A 19,473-nucleotide genomic window follows, 5' to 3' on the forward strand; every position below is an offset into this window, starting at 1 on the left:
AGTCAGATTTGCAGCAACCCTAGCTGTCGTCCTGTTTTTTATTATACAGTACATTCGGAAGAAAAAATGAGAGTGCTATGAACACATCGTCTTTAACCCAGATTCTACCTGTTTGGTCCACTGCAGATTTATCGAATAACTTTATATGGGATTCGTGGAGTCAGCTTTTTATTTCTTTGATTGTGGGCATAGGAATTTTAGTCAGTATTAGTGCGTGGGGATATTTCAAAGATCTGAGTTATAGAATTAAGTTTTTCTCTGTTCTATTGCCTTTCGCGGCGGCTATGTCTGGCGTCGTCACATTTGATAATTTGATCTTACTTTTTATTGCGTGGGAACTGACGAGCATCCTTTCATTTTTTCTGATCACATTCAAAGGTGAAGTCTACGAAGCCCGTCGAGGTGGCCAGCACAGTCTTTTGGTGACAGGTATGGGGGGATTGTCGCTACTCGGTGGGATTATTCTATTGGGTGTGAGTGAAGGGGCATGGACGATTTCGACAGCTTTAAACGTAGATTTGTCAGCGAACCCTTACGGAGAGTGGATCGCGGGTTTAATCATTCTTGGAGCAATTACAAAATCTGCCCAATTCCCTTTTCATTTTTGGCTAACCGGAGCAATGACGGCTCCAACTCCAGCCAGTGCTTATTTGCACTCGGCGACTATGGTCAAAGCGGGTATTTACCTGTTATATCGCCTATGGCCTATGCTCAGTACTATAGAGCCTGTGACTTCGATTTTGTTCTTTTTAGGAATCATGACATTTGGTTGGGGGATTTTTATTTCTTTGATGCAGTTAGATTTAAAAGGAGTGCTAGCAGGGACAACCATTGCTCATCTTGGTCTGATGGTGGCTATGATTGCGTGGCCCGAACATGACTTATCTATGGCTTTATTTGCGTTAGTTGTGTCACACGCGACTTATAAAGCGGGATTATTTTTGTTCAGCGGAGTTGTTGAACAGCTAGCGGGAACTCGCCGTATTGATTTGATGAGCGGCTTACGCAACAAGGCTCCTTTTGTTTTTGGTATCGGATTGATTTTGGCCGGAGCGAGTTTAGGCCTTCCGGGAACTTTGGCTTATCATGCAAAGAACATGATTCACCTGCCTATAGAGTGGAAGTTGGCATTGACCTTGGGCTTTTTAGTTTTAGGTAAGGCTGGTATGTTGGTGGCTGTGCGCCCATTTTTGGGAACAGTGTCGAATCCGCCGACAGAATCAAGTAAGAATCTGACCTTGATGTGGATACCACCATTGATACTCAGTTTATTTTCATGGCTCGCTTTGCCCATGGGTATTGTTGAGGGCACGACAGATTGGGCAGTAAAAAATATTTTGATGTCTGTAGGTGCTGCGTTGATTGCCATTACATTATTAAGAAAATGGACTCCTGAATGGTCCGCGGTTTTAAATCGAGGACCTTGGCCTCAAGGGGATGATCTTTTTGATCGTATTTGGTACACGCACTTAGATTTTGCAAAGTGGGTGCGCAACATTGTGCAGCCAAGGACTTTGGGTGTTTACGTCATCACAGTGATGGCAGTTTTTTCTATCGGGGTATTGTGGTTAATCGGTGATATGCAAATGTTGACCGTGACTTGGCCAGACACTCAGCTATGGAATGATGTATTTGTGTGGCTTTGCTTGGGAAAAATCATCGCAACATTTTTTGTTATGCGAACGTCCCAACCAATTCTTTCTGTTTTGTTTCTAGGGCTCGTGGGCTATCTTTTCGCGATTGTTTTAGCTTTAGCTGGAGCGCCGGATCTGGCCATGACACAGTTTTCGGTCGAGACATTAAGTGTTCTTGTTTTATTATACGCCATCAAGGGTGTAGGGCCATTGAAATCAGCACCGATGGTGGTTCGGGATTTTGGAATTGTGATCAGCGTACTTGTTGGAATTGCCGTTACTCTTGCAACAGGTATTGCCTCTTTAACAACGCAACCATCACGATTAAAAGACTTTTTTTCTAATACCAGTTGGGTTGAAGCACACGGGCGAAATGTAGTGAATGTGATCCTAGTTGACTATCGAGCACTGGATACTTTGGGTGAAATAACCGTATTGGGAATTGTAGCTCTGGGAATTTATTTATTATTATCGTCTGTAAAAAAAGGAAATACTCGATGAGACCATCTATCATTTTTCAAATAGGAATGAAGATTTTGACTCCGGTATTACTCGTGGGCTCGGTCATTATTTTCTGGAGAGGGCACCAGTTGCCGGGCGGAGGATTTATTGGTGGCTTAGTTGCTGGAGCCACTTTCGCGACTCATGCTTTTTGTTATGGAGTTGATTCCACACTGCGATTGATCCGCTTACATCCCTTGAGCTTTGTCTTTATAGGCTTATTCTTAGCCTTAATCAGTGGAGTGATAAGTCTATTGGTTGGCGCACAGGTCTTTCAAGGCCAATGGGTCACGGTTCCTGTTATCGGAATGTTAGGCACTCCGCAAATTTTCGATTTAGGAGTTTATTTATTGGTGGCCGGATTAGTGGCTGTCTTCATTTCAGAGATACTAAAGGAGGACACATGATTAGTATTTTAAGTTTAGCTTGTGGTGTCCTTGCGGCGGCAGGAACTTACTTGCTGCTACGTCGTCGACTATTTGATTTTTTAATTGGTGTTACCCTCATTGGGCATGCCGTGAATCTTGCGATTTTTGTGGCTTCAAACTCACAGAGTAAAGCGGCTCCGATTATGAACTCTGGGCAGATGGTATTGCCAACTGTGGCAATGGATCCAGTTCCTCAAGCGTTGATTTTGACGGCGATAGTTATCAGCTTTGGAACAATGGCTTTGTTGGCTGTTTTGGTCAGAACATCACTGAAAAAATCGAATTTACAGATGCTGGATGAAGTGAAAACTATAAAGAAGGGTGTGAGCTAATGGCAACATATCCTGTTTTATTGGCGCTCGGTTTAGCAGTCGTTTCTTACTTGGTGCACAGCTTAAGACTTAGCCCCAAACTGATGGTGCTAGGAAGTTTTTTGCAGCTACTTTTAGCCAGTTGGTTGGTTTATTTAACGGTTGGTAGCGATCAAATTTTGCATACAGCCTTAGGTGGTTGGTCGGCTCCGTTCGGTATATCTTTCTACATTGATAGTTTCTCGGCCTTGATGATTTGGATTAGTGCTTTATTGTTTTTTGTTGTGCATCTTTATTCCTTATCATCACCTGAATCTACCAACCATTTTTGGGCTCACAATGTCTGTTGGTTCACGCTGGGAGCGGGAGTCTTTGGCGCTTTTTCGACAAATGATTTATTCAATTTGTTTGTTTGGTTCGAAGTGCTTCTTCTTTCCTCTTATGTCTTATTTGCGTGGTCTTTTTTAGATGACAGCGCGCCGGATTCAGAGAAAAAAGAAGGACGCAAAGGACTGATCTCCTACATTATATTAAATATTCTGGGGTCTTCCGTATTTTTGTTTGGACTAGCACTACTCTATAGCTCGACGGGGACTTTGAATTTTGCTGACCTTATGACCTTAGAGGTATCACAAACTTCATCGGTGGTTGTGATTGCAGGCTTTTGTTTGGTATTTGCTTTTTCAATGAAAGCTGGATTTTTTCCATTATTTAACTGGCTACCAGCATCGTATCCCTTTGGTCCTATTTCCAGCGTTTCGTTATTTGCAGGTCTGTTAACAAAGGTGGGAATTTACGCTTTGGCTCGTTTCTTCTTGCCGCTATCAGCATTACAGGCAGATTGGATTCCTGTGATTATGATGGTGGTCGCTAATTTAACTATGCTGTTAGGTGTGTATGGAGCAGCGACACATCAATCTTTGCGAGCCATTCTTTCTTTTCATATCGTGAGTCAAGTGGGTTATATGGCTTTAGGATTTGCTGTTGGAACGACGGCGGCGATTTCTGCTACGATTTTTTATTTGTTACATCATATGGTGGTTAAAACGAATTTATTTTTAATATCGGGTGTAATTATTAAAATTCGTCAAACGGATGAGCTGAAACCATTGGGTGGGCTAATGCGAACAAATCCATGGCTTGCAGCCGCTTTTGCTATATCGGCCATGTCCTTGGCTGGTTTGCCGCCACTGTCAGGGTTCTGGGCGAAGTTCTTTGTTCTTTATTCGGCAGCTCAAGCTGGGGCTTACTGGGGCTTAGGCGTGGGCCTATTTGTCGGACTATTCACAGTTTATTCTATGTTAAAAATATGGAACAAAGTTTTTTTAAAAGAAAGTCCAGAGAACGTAGCCGACAAGTCACATCGACCTGTTCAAGTGCCACTAACGGCAACAATCGCTATTTTGATTTTAACATTATGGACGGCGGGTTTAGGACTATATCCAGCTATTCTAACTCATGTCTCAGACTTGGCGGCAGCTCAGCTGATGGACACGCAAAACTACCTTAAAACTTTGACAGAGGTTTCTAAATGATAGTCATGCGAATAGTTTTATTAATAGGATACTTTTTAAAAGAAGTTTTTGTTGCGAACGTCCAAATCGCAAAGCTGGTTTTTAAAAAACCAAAGTATATTCATCCGGCTATTATCAAAGTTCCACTGGATATAAAAACAGAGCGTGGACTTCTATTGTTAAGTTCAATGATCACACTAACGCCGGGAACACTCAGCTTAGACATCAGCTCGGATCGAAAACATTTGTATGTGCATGTCACTCATACGACCAGTCCTGAAGTTGTCGTCGCTCAAATTAAAAGTGGCTTTGAAAGAAAATTGATGGAGGTCGGATGCTAAACGCGGTGTTTGTAATTGCTTTCGTAGTGATGATGATGGCGTTGCTGTTTGCTATTATTCGTCTTTGGCAAGGCCCGAGTACAGTTGATCGTATCGTGATCTTTGATCTTTTTGCTTCTATTGCGATTGGCTTGATGGCCATAGCCTTTCTGTGGCTCGATACATCTATTATGTTAGATGTTGGCCTGTTGCTCAGTGTGGTGGCCTTTGTTGGAACGATAGGTTTTGCCCGTTATACAGAATCACGGGAGGCAGAATGATACAGGACATACTTGTAGCTTTATTTTTACTAATGGGCGTGGGCTTTGTACTTTTAGCAGCACTCGGAGCTTTGCGATTTCAAGATGCGTTAACTCGGATGGCGGCAGTTTCTAAAGCGTCTACGTTGGGACTCACTTTAATTTTTTGTGCTGTAATTATTCATACCGTGACTTGGGCAGAATCTTTTAAAGCAATATTAACGATATTGCTTCTTTGGCTTTCGACTCCGATTGCCTCGCATCTATTAGGAAGAGCTGCGGTGCTAACTGATGAAAACCTCTTGCCACAAACACAGGGGAAAGAGTTACTTGAGGAAATTAAAAAGAATCAGTAACTGATAGCTCTGTAACAGGGTGTAGGACTTTTAGTCACTTCTGGGCCGACTTATGGGCTCACAAAGCACTGAGTGCGATTTGAACTGGCACACTCTTCGCTTTCATTGCCCGTATGCACATTCGAGTAAAACAGGCTTATCACTTTATTCTGCAATCTGTGGCTTTGGTTCTGATGGCCACACCTGTCTTCGCCAGTTCGTTATCTGTTTATGATGATTTGAATCAGGCCTTCCACTCTAATTCCCAGCAGGGCACCTCAGGATCGCTACGTGTCGCTGCAAAAGGGAATGGTCTGCAAGCTGCAATTCCGGCGATTCCTAGGCTGGCGCAAGCTCGCGCTGCGGTCACTGGGGATTTACCAGCACTTCTGAGCCTAGCAAAAGAGACTGAGTTTGCCTTGGCGTTGGGAAAATCTAAGATCCCACAAATTTTAGATGCACTTAATGAACAGGGCTTATTGGCTGAAGCTGTAAAATTAGCGGAAGCTTTTCAAATTCATCCACTTCATATTTTGGGACCAATCATCGGTGAAAATTCGTTCAATGGTGCCATCGACAAAACGATACAGGATAGCTTTGCTAAGATGTTCACAGAAAAAGATTTTCGTGTGATGTCGTCGCGAATGCAGATGATTGTAGATGATCCACAAACACAGGGTTGCATGAATTTGCAGACGTTGAATTACTGGAAATGGCGGTGCTTACTTCATCGCTCTAGCTATTTAGCGAATGGTAGCAATCGTGATTTTATATGGTGGTTTTATCAGATCTCGAATAAAGGCAAAGGCACCTTTGGACTGGGCCAAGTGCAGCCGTTCTTATTGTGGAGTGTTTCTGATATCGTCGCTGAAAAAACAGCGCCGCTAGGTTACAACTATAAAACTTATTCGCTGACCGATATGAAAGAACCTTTCAAAATTGTTTTTAGAAATAAAGAAATGCTCGCTTACATTGCGGCGATGGCGTACGTATCCATTCAAGTGTATAAGTCGGTGGGTCAGATCGACATCAGTCAGAATGCAGGTCTGACAACAACCCTGTATAATGTGGGTGATGAATACCAACGGGCCTATTATTTTTTAAAGAAAAATGGATCAGCTCCAGAAGTGAACTACATGGGTTGGTACATCAACCACTTCGAAAACGAGATTCAAAATTACTTAGAGACAAAAGAGCTTAAATATTGATCAATAGATAGGAAAAAATGGTAGGGAGTACCGGGTTCGAACCGATGACATCCACCTTGTAAGGGTGGCGCTCTACCAACTGAGCTAACTCCCTGAAACGGTTTTACAACCGAAAGAGAAGATTTTTATAATCTTCTCTTCTTGAAGACACAAGTCTTTTTTGAAGGACTCTACTTTTTGCAGAGTCCTTCAGCATCAGATGCAACTTTTTTCAACACAAGGTTCTGTGTTTCTTTCATTCCGATGTCTAATGGAGCTCCGTTTGTGCGAGCTCCTTCAGTAAAGCCCAGCATTTGTACGGATACAGCCACGATGTTTTGCTTACACGATAGAGCCAAGGTGTCTTGGATATCACGGGCATCAAATAGACCCATTTTGAACTGATACTTGTACATATGGTCAGAAATAAGGGCACGAACTACGTTCTTTTCAGTTACGTCCACATAACCCGTACCGCGAGCCGATGCCTTCGAGCAGATACCCTCTGCATGAATAGATAACTGTAAAATTTTGCGTTTATTCGTAGAGCTCAGCACGCGAGCTTTGATGAATACGCTGCTGTCACCTAATTGCCAGTAACCTGCAATATTATCCCATGGGAACGGTTGAACCACAGACCATGGTAGAATATCAACGCCACCTTTAAGAACGTTTGAATTATCACATTGCGCACTTGCAGAAGCACTCCACAATGAAGTCATAAACACTATTGAAATCCACATTGTCATTTTTTTCATAGAAAACTTTCCAGATAATTTCATTATAAAGCCCCCTCAGCTCTAGATTCGCTCAACTCAACTTTGGCACTTTTATTTAAGTAATAACCATTTTTCGCTCTGAAAATATATTTAGGTTTGTCGTAATCTGGTTCGATCATTTTGCGTAGGCGTTTGATCGTCACATAGATTTTGTTGTCATGAACATCAGGGTTGTAATCCTGTTTCCAGACGTGCTCGACAAGGTATTCTTTTGAGAAGATCTGACCCTTGTTGCTGATGAACAGCTTCAATAAGTCTAAGAGGATGAATTGATTTTTAAAGTCAATTTTACCCAAAGATCTTTCAATGATGGCGTGATTTTCTAAATCAAAAACTAGATCTGTATCTGAACCGCCATTGTTGTCTAACTGTTCTAAATAGTTTTTAACATTTTTCAAAAGGAAATTATTTGAAGAAGGATCAATCGATTTCGCTGCTAGGTTCAAGTAAATCTTCGCCGCATCTTTTTGACCTAATTCAAATAACACGATACCGATGTTGGCCATCAAATAGATAGAGATACCTAGATTTTTGATAGTTTTAACTTCTTCATAAGCGCCCCAAAGAACATCAAGGGCCTGCTCGAATTTTTTAAGATCCATCAAGATGCGAGCATTCGAATTGGCAGAAGCGATACGCAATTCAGGAATATCTAAAACCTGTAAGAAAATATTCAGATTGTAGATCTCTTTTAAAGCGAGTTCGTACTTTTGTTGCATACGATAAGCGATAGAAAGACCTAAAATCGCATGACAGATATTTTCTTTGTGATCGTCTTTTAACGAGATCTCTAAAGATTTTTTGAAATAGGCCTCAGCGCTGTCTGCTTGTCCCTTGTAAACGGCACAGGTTCCCAAGATGTAGTAAGTTTTAGCGTTAAGTTCTAGGCCTTCGCGAATAACAAGATCATGCAGGGATTCTTTGATTTTATTGATCTCTTCATGTTCTTCGCGTTCAGCGTGAATTCTGAGGACCATTTGCGTGGCCTTCAGGAACCCATCGAATTTTTTTTCAGCCAACATTAGGGCTGCGGCTTCCTGTAGATTCGGCAAAGCTAAGCTGTAATCACCACGATCACAGTATAACTTTCCTATCTCATGTAAGCGTTCGGCTTGGTTTGACATTTAAGCACCTCGAAAGAAGGCCGTTGTACAGATTCTGAAATGTATGGTCAACAAACCATGTAGAAAACGAAGCAAAGCAAATCGCTTAAAATTCAGAGGCCTATTTAGGCATTGAAATCATTAGGTTTTTTGGAAGCTTCAGACTCATGTAAGAATTTTTTATATGGAGCACAAAAATAAGGCAAATGTCTTTGGGCAATAAAAAAGGCGCTATTTTGTGCAAATAGCGCCTTTTTCGATCATTTTGACTGTTTTTATCAGTGAGCGTGGTCTTGTTGGCCTGTGTAGTGAGCCTTGATACCTAACTCGCGTCCACTTTGAGCTTTGAAAAGATCTTTCGGGCCTTTGATATCCAAAGCGTTGATCAAAACCTGATCTACGTGGTCTACCAAGATAACCTTAAGTTCTTTAACAACTTCTTTCGGGATGTCTTTCAAATCTTTTTCATTCTCTTTCGGAATGATCACAGTTTTGATGCCACCACGATGAGCCGCTAAGATTTTCTCTTTTAAGCCACCGATTGGTAACACTTTACCGCGAAGTGAAACCTCACCTGTCATCGCCACAGTACGTTTTACCGGAATCTTCATCATCGCAGATACGATCGAAGTCGTTAAGGCGATACCAGCAGAAGGACCGTCTTTCGGAGTCGCTCCATCTGGGAAATGGATGTGGATGTCGATGTTTTCATAGAACTCTTTATCTAAGTTGAAAAGAGGTCCACGGGATCTAGCGTAAGACATAGCTGCCACACAAGACTCTTTCATCACATCGCCTAATTGGCCGGTAACGGTGAATTTACCTTTACCCGGAACTGCACTGACCTCAACAGCCAGCAAGTCTCCGCCAACTTCTGTCCATGCCAATCCGTTTGTAAGACCGATTTCGTTTTGTTTTTCGATCTCACCGAATTTGTATTTATGTGGACCGATCAACTCGATCACTTTTTCTTGTGTTACAACGTAACCTTCAGAAGCTTTTTTAGTAGCGGCTTTTTTACCTTTAGCGGCTTTACCCTTAGTTGCCGTAGTTTTTTCAGTCACAGCATCTTTTCTGAAATCGTCGATAGACTGAGACATCACGATGTCTTTCGCTACCTTACGGAATACGTTAGCAAATTGTCTTTCTAAGTTACGCACACCCGCTTCGCGAGTGTAGTAGCGGATCACATCACGAACAGCTTTGTCCTGAATAGAAACTTTGAAGTCTTTTAGACCGTGAGCTTCGATTTGTTTAGGAACTAAGTAGTTCTTAGCTATATGGAACTTCTCTTGCTCGATGTAACCATCTAAGTAGATCACTTCCATACGATCTAAAAGTGGTCTTGGAACTGTTCCCAAGTTATTCGCTGTAGCAACGAACATCACTTTAGATAAGTCATATTCTAACTCAAGATAGTGATCGGCGAAGTTCATGTTTTGTTCAGGGTCCAAAACCTCTAACATCGCTGACGCTGGGTCACCGCGGAAGTCATTGGCCATCTTATCGATTTCGTCCAACAACAGAACCGGATTACCTTTGTCGACTTTACGTAGTGCTTGCAGGATTTTACCTGGCATCGCGCCTACGTATGTTTTTCTATGACCACGAATCTCAGCTTCATCACGCACACCGCCTAAAGCGATACGAGCGAATGGTCTGTTCAGAGATTCAGCGATAGAGCGAGCCAAAGATGTTTTACCCACACCTGGAGGTCCCGCCAAACAGATGATCGAACCTTTCATGTTTTTAGAAAGTGAAAGAACGGCAAGGTATTCCAAGATACGCTCTTTTACTTTCTCTAATCCCCAGTGATCTTCATCCAAGATGCGTTTTGCATTTTTCACATCATGGCGATCTTCTGAGTACTCCTGCCATGGCAACGAAAGAACCCAGTCAATGTAGTTACGCACCACAGTGGCTTCGGCGCTCATCGGAGACATCATTTTTAATTTTTTGATCTCTTTATGAACTTTGTCTTTTGCCTCTTTCGGCATTTTCTTGTCATTACATTTTTGGCTTAAGTCGTCCAATTCAGCTTGGTAGTCGTCTTTTTCGCCCAATTCTTTCTGGATGGCTTGCATTTGCTCATTCAGGTAGTATTCCTTCTGAGACTTTTCCATCTGTTTCTTAACGCGAGTGCGGATTTTCTTTTCTACTTCTAGAATTTCGATTTCGCCTGTCATCAAGTTCAACAAATGCTCAAGACGTTTTGTCGGATCCAAGATTTCAAGAACAGCCTGTTTATCTTCTAGCTTCAGGTTTAACTGAGCCACGATGATATCAGCCAATTCACCTGGATTTTCGATGCTCGATACGCGCATTAAAATTTCAGGAGGGATGCGTTTGTTCAATTTTACATAAGTTTCGAAAGTGCCTTTAACCGAGCGGACTAAGGCCGAAGCCTCTGTCGGGTTAGAGACATCTTCAGGTACCGGTTCGCAGTTCACAACAAAGTGACCTTCGTTAGCCACGAAGTTTTTGATGCGCACGCGGCGTTTACCTTCAACCAAAACTTTTACTGTGCCGTCCGGCAAGCGTAACAATTGGATGATCGCGCCGACTGTGCCGACTGCGTAGATATCTTTTTCATCAGGGTTATTGGTTTTAGCATCTTTTTGCGCAGCCAGAACGATGTCTGTCTGTTTGCTCATGGCATCTTCAAGCGCGTTGATACTTTTTTCGCGACCTACGAAAAGAGGCATCATCATATGTGGGAATATGATCAGATCTCTTAAAGGAAGTAAGGGCAGTTGTTGTGTTTTAGTGTCGCTCATGGTTCAGGACTCCTTCCAAAGGTTACAGAGGCGGGCGTCTATAAGACACCGTATTCTTAGATTTAGTTTAAAGTTTTCAGGGTTAAAATCACGTAAAAATTCGTAATACTTGCTATAATTTAGAAGTGGTCTAGGCCTAATACATCGAGTTGAAAAAGTGATAAAAAATAAGTCATATTTTGTCCTGATCTCGATTTTAAAGAGTTTAAAGAATGAATTTTTTGAAAAAAAATATTAACCTTTTTGTGATAATGAAAAAATGTCTCACTCATCTTAGTTTAAGACTTATGCCAGCTCCTATTTCTTGGGGTCCAGTTGGAGGATTTTCCCTTGTCGGTGGAGCAAAAGGACTAAATCGATGAAGCGCATGGCCGCAAACCTGACACTGAGTGTGGTAGCGTTCGTTTCGTGTTTAGTTTTGACCGAGATGTTTTTTCGCTTTAACGCTCGTCAGGGATGGATTTCCCCAAAAGAGGCAGAGATTGCCCCTTTGAATACGAATTTTCCCAAAGAAGAGCGCTTGCCGAAAACGGTTTTGCAAGATGTACAGCGCAGGTATGCTGACTTTCAACGGCCCAATGAAGACATTGCGGATAAGCTCAGTCATTTTCCAAATAACAAACAGACCTCCACACCGATATGGGCGGCAGATTTGGCTCGCCGTTTCGAGCAGTTCCCAGATATCCGTGAAATTCATAATCGTATGATCAATCTGACTCATAATCGCGTCATCTATAACGCTTATTATGGGATGGACCATCGCGGGCGCCGTCGCTTGCCCCATCAAGAAATTTCAAAATATAAACCCAACATGATTTTTGTAGGGTGCTCCTTTACTTTTGGTACAGGGGTTAATGATGCCTACACGATGCCGACTTTTATGAAGCATCGCTATCCCGAATACAATGTATATAACTTAGGGATTCCAGCAGGTGGATTAAACGATTCTTTAGATGATATTGTTCACAAAAAGCGTCTTGAAGATATAAATGATCAAGGTGGGGTTGTGATTTACAGCTTTATTTACGACCATCTGGAAAGAACATTTTGTTCGCTGAATTGTTACCGCGAAGAACGTCGCTCATGGGCATTGCGCAAAAGTGATTATGATTTTGATAAAGAGGGTAAGCTTGTTAACCTAGGTCGACATGACACCAGCAACCCCTATAAAGCCTTCTTTTACTCAATTCTAGCTAAGAGTGCTTTTTTAGATTTTATCGGCTTTGAAAAATCTAAAAAATTTGGTGTAGAAGATGAAAAGAAATTCGTTCGCTTGCTATTGGAACTCAAAAAGTTCTATGAAAATCAAGGTTACGATTTTTATTTCTATCCCGTTGGGGGCGCACGCGAGCTGACGGAAACGCTGACGCAAGAACTGCGTCAGCATGGAGTCAAACTAAAGATATACGATACGTCCTCTATACATGAGTGGAAAGAGCGCGGTGTTATTGCGGGCGATGGACATCTGAACGAGTTAGGAAATTATCTTCTGGCGGCTCAGATCCATCAGATGCTGCTAGCTTTTCCTCCGAAAACTTCGACGGTACAATCTTCAAAATAAAAAAGCCGCTTAGCTGTAAAGTCTAAACGGCTTTTTTGATTTTGTTTTAGGATTCAGTTTATCTGAGCCAGTTTGTCTGAACTACAAGATCTAAGCAGACTCGCTTTGCTTTTTATTAGCTGCTTCTTGGCGAGCTTTCATCTCTTCATCTGTGTAGTACACCATCTTCGGCTGTTGACCTTCACGGATCACGTGCTCATCCACAACAACTTCTTTTACATTCGTCATACCAGGTACGTCGAACATAACATCTAACATTGAAGATTCGATCACGCCACGAAGACCGCGGGCACCAGTTTTACGTTTCAAGGCCTCTTGAGCGATGGCTTGAATCGCAGCATCGGTGAACTTTAAGTCTACGTTTTCGAACGAGAACAGCTTTTGATACTGTTTTACTAGAGCGTTCTTAGGACGCACCAAGATATCTTGTAAAGCAGCTTCGTTTAACGGAGCTAAAGTCGCGATACATGGTAAACGACCAATGAACTCTGGGATCAAACCGAACTTCGCTAAGTCATCTGGCTCGACTTTGCTGAGTAAGTCCCCTTGTTCGGCCTCGTTGGCAGAAACAATGTCGCCACCGATACCCATAGACTTATTCACAGTACGATTTTCGATAATTTTATCTAGTCCTACGAAAGCACCACCGCAGACAAACAAGATGTTGGTGGTGTCGACTTGAATGAACTCTTGTTGTGGATGCTTACGACCACCTTTTGGCGGTAAGTTAGCCACAGTTCCCTCGAGGATTTTCAATAGAGCTTGCTGCACACCTTCACCGCTGACATCGCGAGTGATAGATGGATTTTCAGACTTACGAGAAATTTTATCGATTTCGTCCACGTAGATAATTCCACGTTTTGTTTTTTCGATATCGTAGTCGGCTGCTTGCAACAGATTTAAGACGACGTTTTCCACGTCTTCACCCACATAACCGGCTTCGGTTAATGTCGTCGCATCTGCCATAGCAAATGGAACGTTAAGGATTTTAGCAATTGTCTGTGCAATCAATGTTTTACCGGAACCAGTAGGACCGATTAACAAGATGTTTGATTTTTGTAACTCGACATCAGCAGACTTTTTACCTTGAAGAGCATTGATACGCTTGTAGTGGTTATGTACCGCTACCGCAATGGTCTTTTTGGCTTGCAACTGACCGATAACATAGTCATCTAAGAATGATTTAATCTCGAGAGGCTTTGGAACGCGGAAGGTGCCTTTGACAGCGACTTCTTTGTCTTTTTCCTCGTCGATAATATCCATACACAGGTCAATACACTCATCACAGATGTACACGCCCGGACCAGCGATTAATTTTTTAACTTCTTTTTGACCTTTACCGCAGAATGAACAACGTAAACTATTTGTCGACATATCTTCACTTATCCTTTTTTAACTGCTTTACGCGAAGTTACGATGTGATCTAGCAGACCAAAACTTTTCGCTGTTTCCGCATCCATAAAGTTATCACGCTCCATAGCAGCGTGAAGGGTGTTATAATCCTTACCCGTATGTTTTTCATAAATACGAGTTAGTTTTTCTTTCGTTTTAATTAACTCTTTAGCGTGGATTTCAATGTCAGTGACCTGACCAGAAAGACCACCACCAGCTAATAGAGGTTGATGGATCATGATGCGTGAATTCGGCATTGTGTAGCGTTTACCTGCAGCACCAGCCGTAAGTAGTAATGAACCCATGCTGGCTGCCATACCCATACAGTAAGTCGCCACGTCGCATTTAACGAATTGCATGATATCGTAAATCGCCATTCCCGCAGACACGCTTCCACCCGGAGAATTAATATAAAAGTGAATGTCTTTTTCAGGGTTATCCACCTCTAAAAACAAGAATTGAGCGACAATGGCATTTGCCACTTCGTCTGTAACAGCGCTGCCCAAAATCACGATACGATCTTTTAAAAGTCGCGAGTAGATGTCGTAAGAGCGTTCTCCCTTGGATGTTTGTTCTATGACGTAAGGTAGTAGTGGCACGCAGTCTCCTGTATAAGTGGTTGAAACGTTATCTTTCGTACGATCCAAATTCAGCAAGGCTTGAGTTGGACCGCCTCATCCAAATTCGGCTCAATGGCCCTCGATCTTTAAGTTTCCACTGAAAATCAGTTGAAAATAATCAGGGTGTCCCAATTTGGCGATGACCAGTCTAGTCGAGTTTGTTGAGAAGTGAATAGTTCTTAACCATTTTCTCAATTTGAGACATAATGATTTTTTTGAAAATAGGAGTAAGGAGACCCTAAATGTCACAAGCACCAAATGCTATACAAATTCATTTACATTCGAAAGAAATCAACTCACTCAGCGGGCAAACTCTGGTGGTTTTTTCTAAGGCTAACACAGATAAAAACAAGCCTGCAAAGATCACTCATGCAGAAACAGCAAAAGCATTGCAGACGACATTAGAAGAAAAGCTAGTGAGCGGTGCTGCCGGTGAAGTTTTAGCTTTCCGTGAAGCCAGATTTTTAGGTTACCGCAATGTGATTGCGATCGGGTTAGGTACTGATAGCAAATTAACTCACGAAATCGTTCGTCAGGCGGGCGCTGGCCTTTGCAAAGAAATCAAATCTTTGAAATCGACAGAAGTTTTTGTTCATATCGACGGCTTAACATCTAGTAAAAAAGAGTTAGCTGATTACGTTCAGGCATTTGTAGAAGGTTTGCAATTAGCAGCCTATGCCTTCGACGAATTAAAATCAGGAGACAAAAAAGCTGTAACGGCTGAAATTCATTTAGTGAGCGCAGCGGCTAAAGATAAAGCCGTACAAAATGCGTTCCGCCAAGGGACAGTATTGGCTGCTTGCACGAACTTCGCAAAACGCCTAGGTGATATGCCAGGTAACTTTATGACGCCAACAATTTTAGCGGAAGAGACGATCAAAGCCGCTAAGGGCACAGGTTTGAAAGTAACCGCTTGGGATAAAAAACGTATCGAAAAAGAAAAAATGGGCGGTCTATTAGGCGTGGCTCGCGGTTCTGATGAAGAGCCACGTTTTATCGTGATGGAATACAATGGTGCTGCTAAATCAAGAAAACCAATTGCCTTTGTCGGTAAAGGTTTAACTTTTGATACGGGTGGTATCAGCTTAAAGCCAGGCGCTAAAATGGAAGAAATGAAGTACGACATGGGTGGCGGTGCTGCTGTGATCGGAACAATGCTAGCGATTGCTCAATTGAAATTGAAAATCAATGCCATTGCTTTTGTTCCAGCAACAGAAAATATGCCAAGCGGTCGCGCGACAAAACCAGGTGATGTGCACACGGCTCGTAACGGAAAAACATTCGAAGTGAACAACACAGATGCTGAAGGTCGTTTGATTCTTTCAGATGCTCTTTGCTACGCTTCAGAACAAAAACCAGCAGCGATCATTGATGCTGCGACTTTGACTGGTGCGATGGTTGTGGCTTTAGGAAATGTTCACACAGGTTACTTCACTCGTAACTCTGGCTTAAAAGGTAAAGTTGAAAAAGCAGCGGACGTTTCTGGAGAGCTAGTTTGGAATATGCCGTTAACTGATGCTCACGTAAAAGATATGAAAGGTACATTTGCTGACCTTTCGAATATCTCAAGCGCAGCCGGAGCCGGTTCTGCAACAGCGGCGGCTTTCTTAGAACAATTCGTCGACTCTGAAATTCCTTGGGCTCACTTTGATATCGCAGGCACAGCTTGGGCTTGTGGTAACCGCTTGAACTACTGCTCACCTAAAGGAGCAACAGGCGTGATGGTGCGCACATTCGTAGAAATCGCCAAACAGTTCTAGGGTGCCAGGCCCTGTTTACGGACGCACAGCGTGGGGCAAAGTAAAGCCCGGAAGCTGGCGTCTGAATCTAAACTTGAAGGGCTGACTGAATAACTAAGTGGTGTGAATAAAAAAAGACCGGATCCTTTGGGATACCGGTCTTTTTGTTTTTAAGTCGTCTATATTTCCGGATAAGGTACGGCCTACCTTAAAATTGCAAGATAATCGGATTTTCCGTTGTGGCAGAGGCTGGTGTACGGCCGAAAGAAGCAGCTTTGGCTTCTGTGCCTTGTTCACCTTGAAAGCGAATTTGTTTTAAAACCCAAGTTGTTGGCCATTGATCAGCCACGTTTGTGAAGCTCACAGTGGCGTTGTGATCGTTGAAAGTGAAAGACTTGTTTCTTGGCTTTTCAGAAGTGATGCGAGTCACTGGGAAGCTGAGTGCAGCTAATTCACCCACATTCGCGCTAGCTCCGTTACAACCGGCAGTCACTGTCATTGTTGTGGGCTCACCTGCCACACTCACACCTTCAGCGTAAAATTCCATTTCGATATTTGAGTAGGTTTTGCAGACATTAGAAGACACGTCAGCAAAAGCGATGGTCTTGATGCCTTCAGCCGTTGTTGGGCGAATGCGAATTTTAGATCTTAACTGGCTTTGAATTTCTTCAGCGCTCATGTTTTGCAATTGATAGATCGGTCCCTGTGCAGAAGCGGGCACACGGCGACTTTCTGGCGATTGGTAGATCGAGAAAAACAAACTCAATCCAAAAGTGAAACAAAGTAATGAAAATACGATACCCTTGATATTCGATGGCATAAAAGCTTCCTTATTCTTTTAATAAAGGTTCAGAGCTTATATGCTACCACAACGTGCTTTTGTATATCTGCTAAATTCTATATTCATGTCTTTCGCTTCCAGACCAATGGCGAGTAACCCTAGCTTCGCCGACCATCCATAGACGTTCTCTTGCGGGCAACGGGCTCGATCATCGTACAGGTCCGTCACACAGAGCTTTTTATAGACCGCACCGGGGGAGTTCAAACTTTCCGTAGAGGATTTTTCGGCGTGTGTTCTTAAGAATCCACCGGCTAATTCACAGCCGATCATATAAATCACAGGCTCAGCCGCGGCCTCATCCGCTTTCACGACAGAAGGAATGCCTTCTTGAATGATCACTTGCTCGATACTGCGACCACCTTTAGCCGCTTTCATTTTTTTGCGGGCGTTGTAAGTCCACTCTTTGATTTCACTGGCAGAGTTTACCTTGATCACGCCTAAGCCGTAAGTTCCCGCATTGTTTTTAACAAAACAGAAAGGCTCATCGGTGATGCCCTGTTTCTGATAGTTTTGTTTTAGATTCTTCAAAAACTGATCCACTTGCTGAGCCAACTGGTCGCGGCTTTGATCGCTGTTGATATCGAACGTCAGAAACTCTTCTGTTTCCACACGCATTAAGAAGGGATCGACCTGTACAATTTTAGCGAAATCATCGGCAAGAGCATTGTAGTTCTTAAAATAGCGAGACTTCTTTCTTTGATACCAGCCCAGCTCACGTGGAGGATTCATCGGCAAAGTCAATTGCTGCGCCCATTCTTCCAGAGCTAAAGAAAAGTCATTGTTGCTGATCACTAAATCAGGTTGAAAATCTTTAATCCATGCTGAATTTTCGTAGCCGCTGCCAATTTGTAATTTGCGACCCGTTACAGACTCAAGAGTAAGTGTTTCCGGTAAATCTCGAGGGAATGCCATGCGGACGTCATAGCCAGCCTCTGTTAGAAGCTGAGCAATTGTTCCTGCATTTTCTAGGTAGTAAGGATTTTTGGTGTGCTCTTCTGTAACCAATAGAATTTTTTTCACATCAAATTGATAATGCACTTGAATATACTTTTTAAATAGATCAACTGAGGTTTCTTTGTCCGTAGGACAAATATTGTTGAAGCCTGCCGGATAGATATTGGCATCGACGTTGGCAATTTTATACCCCGAATCACGAATGTCATAACTGGAATAGATCGGATAGCTCAAGCTGCTCGTCAAAGAGCTAAACCATTTTTGTAGCTCGGGATAGTGGGCACAGATTTGATCGTGAACATGACTTTGTGCAGGAGAATTGTGAACGAAATTCATTTGAAAAAGCTTTCAGTTAAAAATTGTTTTTGCTTATTAGAATATTCAGAAAATTTTAAAATTGTTTTAGGGTTTTGGCTTAGTCCATCCAGTTTGTAGCGATCAAATAGGCGCAATTGATCTAGCAGTGCAATCGACAATTGATGTTTGAACTCAGCAGATAGCAGGCCCGTCTTCAGTAAATGGAAAAAGCGGTTATAGGTCTGAATTAAAAGCTCAGTGGCCTTTTCGTTTTCAGGTGAAGATGAGCCTTCCATGATGAAGACAAAGTATTTTTGGATATCACCTAAAAAGACAGCTTCTTCTATCGCTTTGCGGTCGTAATTGAGATCTAAAGATTCTTCTAGATAGTCATAAAGCTCAGAGGTGCTTAAGTAATTCTGGCGATAAAGGCGATCGAACTTAGCAAGAGACTCTTGAGCCTGCGCGCGATTTCCCGTTTTTGTGAAATTCTTAATTTGTGCCAATAGAATTTTTTCTTGAGCTATTGAAAAACTTTTTTGGCTGAGTTCATCCAAAGCTAAAAGGGCTTTTTCGGACTCATCATTTTTTTCATAAATCTGAACAAGGCGCCACAAAGACTCATCGTTAATAGGATCAAAGCGATTTCCTGCGCTTTGGCTTAGGCGAATATACAGAGGCAAGGCTGTTTCATAATTTTGAGCGGCAAACAGCGCTTCTGCATTTTCAAAAGTTTGACGTCTTTCTGACGATACTGAGTTCGGCACAGTGAATACTTCAGAAGTGGACGTGCACGACGAAACCAGCAATAGGGATGCAGAGCAGATCAGTAGAAGTTTAAATAGACGACTTGGCATGCGATGTATTCTGTCTTAAGTCGCCAGATTTGTACACAGAAACGTCACTATGAATGTTACTAT

General features: G+C 42.5%; 18 protein-coding genes and 1 tRNA gene. 10 read left to right on the plus strand and 9 right to left on the minus strand.

Features of this window, described 5'->3' with window-relative positions:
• The first annotated feature begins 77 nt into the window (after positions 1-77).
• From mbhE to A11Q_RS13230, 8 genes are all read left to right on the plus strand, one after another.
• Positions 78-2,135, plus strand: a complete 2,058-nt coding sequence (mbhE, locus tag A11Q_RS00820) for a hydrogen gas-evolving membrane-bound hydrogenase subunit E (protein WP_015468876.1) — start codon at positions 78-80, stop codon at positions 2,133-2,135.
• A complete protein-coding gene (locus A11Q_RS00825; RefSeq protein WP_015468877.1) occupies positions 2,132-2,542 on the plus strand; it encodes an MnhB domain-containing protein in 411 nt (136 codons plus the stop codon). The genes mbhE and A11Q_RS00825 overlap by 4 nt, the downstream gene beginning before the upstream one ends.
• Positions 2,539-2,895, plus strand: coding sequence for a sodium:proton antiporter (locus A11Q_RS00830; RefSeq protein ID WP_015468878.1), 357 nt, complete (start codon positions 2,539-2,541; stop codon positions 2,893-2,895). The genes A11Q_RS00825 and A11Q_RS00830 overlap by 4 nt, the downstream gene beginning before the upstream one ends.
• Entirely contained in the window at positions 2,895-4,409 is a 1,515-nt protein-coding gene (locus A11Q_RS00835) for a complex I subunit 5 family protein (protein WP_015468879.1), read from the plus strand. The genes A11Q_RS00830 and A11Q_RS00835 overlap by 1 nt, the downstream gene beginning before the upstream one ends.
• Before the next feature lie 5 nt (positions 4,410-4,414).
• Positions 4,415-4,729, plus strand: a complete 315-nt coding sequence (locus A11Q_RS00840; RefSeq protein WP_158320343.1) for a Na+/H+ antiporter subunit E — start codon at positions 4,415-4,417, stop codon at positions 4,727-4,729.
• Complete coding sequence (locus A11Q_RS00845; RefSeq protein ID WP_015468881.1) at positions 4,723-4,989, plus strand: MrpF/PhaF family protein; 267 nt, start codon at positions 4,723-4,725, stop codon at positions 4,987-4,989. Before A11Q_RS00840 ends, A11Q_RS00845 begins: the two co-directional genes overlap by 7 nt.
• Positions 4,986-5,324 carry a monovalent cation/H(+) antiporter subunit G gene (gene mnhG / locus A11Q_RS00850; protein ID WP_015468882.1) on the plus strand — a complete coding sequence of 113 codons (339 nt, stop codon included), beginning with the start codon at positions 4,986-4,988 and terminating at the stop codon, positions 5,322-5,324. Before A11Q_RS00845 ends, mnhG begins: the two co-directional genes overlap by 4 nt.
• Before the next feature lie 113 nt (positions 5,325-5,437).
• Entirely contained in the window at positions 5,438-6,511 is a 1,074-nt protein-coding gene (locus A11Q_RS13230) for a DUF1402 family protein (RefSeq protein WP_015468883.1), read from the plus strand.
• An 18-nt stretch (positions 6,512-6,529) separates the two neighbouring features.
• Here the strand turns inward: A11Q_RS13230 and A11Q_RS00860 are convergent.
• The 4 genes from A11Q_RS00860 to lon all read right to left on the minus strand — a co-directional run bounded on the left by A11Q_RS00860 (position 6,530) and on the right by lon (position 11,149).
• A tRNA-Val gene (locus A11Q_RS00860) sits at positions 6,530-6,605 on the minus strand.
• 76 nt (positions 6,606-6,681) lie between these two features.
• Positions 6,682-7,272, minus strand: a complete 591-nt coding sequence (locus A11Q_RS00865; protein WP_015468884.1) for a hypothetical protein — start codon at positions 7,270-7,272, stop codon at positions 6,682-6,684.
• Positions 7,272-8,393, minus strand: a complete 1,122-nt coding sequence (locus A11Q_RS00870) for a winged helix-turn-helix domain-containing protein (RefSeq protein WP_015468885.1) — start codon at positions 8,391-8,393, stop codon at positions 7,272-7,274. The genes A11Q_RS00865 and A11Q_RS00870 overlap by 1 nt, the downstream gene beginning before the upstream one ends.
• 257 nt (positions 8,394-8,650) lie before the next feature.
• Positions 8,651-11,149: an endopeptidase La gene (gene lon, locus A11Q_RS00875; RefSeq protein ID WP_015468886.1), complete on the minus strand. Its 2,499-nt coding sequence runs from the start codon at positions 11,147-11,149 to the stop codon at positions 8,651-8,653.
• Between the two features lie 358 nt (positions 11,150-11,507).
• Here lon and A11Q_RS00880 point away from each other — a divergent pair, with 358 nt between their 5' ends.
• A complete protein-coding gene (locus tag A11Q_RS00880; protein ID WP_015468887.1) occupies positions 11,508-12,710 on the plus strand; it encodes a hypothetical protein in 1,203 nt (400 codons plus the stop codon).
• Positions 12,711-12,800: 90 nt separating this feature from the next.
• Here the strand turns inward: A11Q_RS00880 and clpX are convergent, their stop codons facing one another.
• Positions 12,801-14,084: an ATP-dependent Clp protease ATP-binding subunit ClpX gene (gene clpX, locus A11Q_RS00885; RefSeq protein ID WP_015468888.1), complete on the minus strand. Its 1,284-nt coding sequence runs from the start codon at positions 14,082-14,084 to the stop codon at positions 12,801-12,803.
• A gap of 8 nt (positions 14,085-14,092) precedes the next feature.
• On the minus strand, positions 14,093-14,701 hold the full coding sequence (locus A11Q_RS00890) for an ATP-dependent Clp protease proteolytic subunit (protein WP_015468889.1): 609 nt from the start codon (positions 14,699-14,701) through the stop codon (positions 14,093-14,095).
• A 284-nt stretch (positions 14,702-14,985) separates the two neighbouring features.
• On the opposite strand from A11Q_RS00890, the gene A11Q_RS00895 reads away from it, so the two are divergent.
• On the plus strand, positions 14,986-16,482 hold the full coding sequence (locus A11Q_RS00895) for a leucyl aminopeptidase (RefSeq protein WP_148285010.1): 1,497 nt from the start codon (positions 14,986-14,988) through the stop codon (positions 16,480-16,482).
• Positions 16,483-16,669: 187 nt separating this feature from the next.
• Here A11Q_RS00895 and A11Q_RS00900 read toward each other — a convergent pair whose 3' ends face one another.
• The 3 genes from A11Q_RS00900 to A11Q_RS00910 are packed head-to-tail and all read right to left on the minus strand — an operon-like array spanning position 16,670 to position 19,410.
• Complete coding sequence (locus A11Q_RS00900; protein ID WP_015468891.1) at positions 16,670-17,281, minus strand: hypothetical protein; 612 nt, start codon at positions 17,279-17,281, stop codon at positions 16,670-16,672.
• Positions 17,282-17,317: 36 nt separating this feature from the next.
• Positions 17,318-18,592 (minus strand): glutamate--cysteine ligase, encoded by a 1,275-nt coding sequence (gshA, locus tag A11Q_RS00905; protein WP_015468892.1) that lies wholly within the window; start codon positions 18,590-18,592, stop codon positions 17,318-17,320.
• Complete coding sequence (locus A11Q_RS00910; RefSeq protein WP_015468893.1) at positions 18,589-19,410, minus strand: tetratricopeptide repeat protein; 822 nt, start codon at positions 19,408-19,410, stop codon at positions 18,589-18,591. Before A11Q_RS00910 ends, gshA begins: the two co-directional genes overlap by 4 nt.
• Between the last annotated feature and the right edge of the window lie 63 nt (positions 19,411-19,473).

Origin of the sequence: Pseudobdellovibrio exovorus JSS (assembly GCF_000348725.1) — a bacterium.
Taxonomy (GTDB): domain Bacteria; phylum Bdellovibrionota; class Bdellovibrionia; order Bdellovibrionales; family Bdellovibrionaceae; genus Pseudobdellovibrio; species Pseudobdellovibrio exovorus.

Excerpts from the sequence above, each read along its gene's own strand:
- mbhE (WP_015468876.1), top strand. The coding sequence starts at position 78 with ATGAACACATCGTCTTTAACCCAGATTCTACCTGTTTGGTCCACTGCA.
- A11Q_RS00825 (WP_015468877.1), top strand. The coding sequence starts at position 2,132 with ATGAGACCATCTATCATTTTTCAAATAGGAATGAAGATTTTGACTCCG.
- A11Q_RS00830 (WP_015468878.1), top strand. The coding sequence starts at position 2,539 with ATGATTAGTATTTTAAGTTTAGCTTGTGGTGTCCTTGCGGCGGCAGGA.
- A11Q_RS00835 (WP_015468879.1), top strand. The coding sequence starts at position 2,895 with ATGGCAACATATCCTGTTTTATTGGCGCTCGGTTTAGCAGTCGTTTCT.
- A11Q_RS00840 (WP_158320343.1), top strand. The coding sequence starts at position 4,415 with ATGCGAATAGTTTTATTAATAGGATACTTTTTAAAAGAAGTTTTTGTT.
- A11Q_RS00845 (WP_015468881.1), top strand. The coding sequence starts at position 4,723 with ATGCTAAACGCGGTGTTTGTAATTGCTTTCGTAGTGATGATGATGGCG.
- mnhG (WP_015468882.1), top strand. The coding sequence starts at position 4,986 with ATGATACAGGACATACTTGTAGCTTTATTTTTACTAATGGGCGTGGGC.
- A11Q_RS13230 (WP_015468883.1), top strand. The coding sequence starts at position 5,438 with ATGCACATTCGAGTAAAACAGGCTTATCACTTTATTCTGCAATCTGTG.
- A11Q_RS00865 (WP_015468884.1), bottom strand. The coding sequence starts at position 7,272 with ATGAAATTATCTGGAAAGTTTTCTATGAAAAAAATGACAATGTGGATT.
- A11Q_RS00870 (WP_015468885.1), bottom strand. The coding sequence starts at position 8,393 with ATGTCAAACCAAGCCGAACGCTTACATGAGATAGGAAAGTTATACTGT.
- lon (WP_015468886.1), bottom strand. The coding sequence starts at position 11,149 with ATGAGCGACACTAAAACACAACAACTGCCCTTACTTCCTTTAAGAGAT.
- A11Q_RS00880 (WP_015468887.1), top strand. The coding sequence starts at position 11,508 with ATGAAGCGCATGGCCGCAAACCTGACACTGAGTGTGGTAGCGTTCGTT.
- clpX (WP_015468888.1), bottom strand. The coding sequence starts at position 14,084 with ATGTCGACAAATAGTTTACGTTGTTCATTCTGCGGTAAAGGTCAAAAA.
- A11Q_RS00900 (WP_015468891.1), bottom strand. The coding sequence starts at position 17,281 with ATGCCATCGAATATCAAGGGTATCGTATTTTCATTACTTTGTTTCACT.
- gshA (WP_015468892.1), bottom strand. The coding sequence starts at position 18,592 with ATGAATTTCGTTCACAATTCTCCTGCACAAAGTCATGTTCACGATCAA.
- A11Q_RS00910 (WP_015468893.1), bottom strand. The coding sequence starts at position 19,410 with ATGCCAAGTCGTCTATTTAAACTTCTACTGATCTGCTCTGCATCCCTA.